The organism is Pseudomonas sp. K5002 (genome assembly GCF_013386655.1).
Taxonomy (GTDB): domain Bacteria; phylum Pseudomonadota; class Gammaproteobacteria; order Pseudomonadales; family Pseudomonadaceae; genus Aquipseudomonas.
In genome coordinates, this window is record NZ_JACARK010000568.1 from 1 (window position 1) to 626 (window position 626).

A 626-nucleotide genomic window follows, 5' to 3' on the forward strand; every position below is an offset into this window, starting at 1 on the left:
GGCGACCTGGCGCGCGCGGCGATGCAGGCCGAGGGCATTGAAATGGCCCTGGCCGCCAGCGACGACAAGGACACAGGCCTGTGTGTGTCCCTGACCGAAGCCACCACCGAGCGTACCTTCATTTCCCATATCGGCGCTGAGGGTGACTTGCTGGCGCAAGACCTGGCCAATGCGGTACCACGCGACGACGACTACGTGTACGTCAGCGGCTACAGCCTGCTGCTGGAAGGCAAGGCCCAGGCGTTGCTCGATTGGCTGTTGGCGTTGCCGCGCGAGATCAAGGTGGTGTTCGATCCGGGCCCGCTGGTGAAGGCACCGGACTCGGCCTTGATGGTCGCCCTGTTGCCGCGTATCGATATCTGGACCAGCAACGGTCCGGAAGCGCTGGCCTTTACCGGCGCGAGCGATCTGGCGGGGGCATTGCTCAAGCTCAACGAGCACTTGCCCGCCGACACCTTGCTGGTGGTGCGCGATGGGCCGAATGGCTGCTGGATCAGCCGTAATGGCCAGGCCGAGCATGTGCCGGGATTCAAGGTCAAGGCGGTGGACAGCAACGGTGCCGGCGATGCTCACGCCGGGGTGTTTATCGCCGGCCTGGCCAATGGTTTGGCGCCAGCACATGCTCG

Annotated in this window: 1 protein-coding gene; it reads left to right on the forward strand. The window is 64.9% G+C overall.

Annotated features, from left to right (window positions below; translation table 11 throughout):
- The coding region (locus tag HX846_RS23570) for a PfkB family carbohydrate kinase (protein ID WP_178966190.1) at positions 1 to 626 on the forward strand (626 nt) is incomplete at both ends.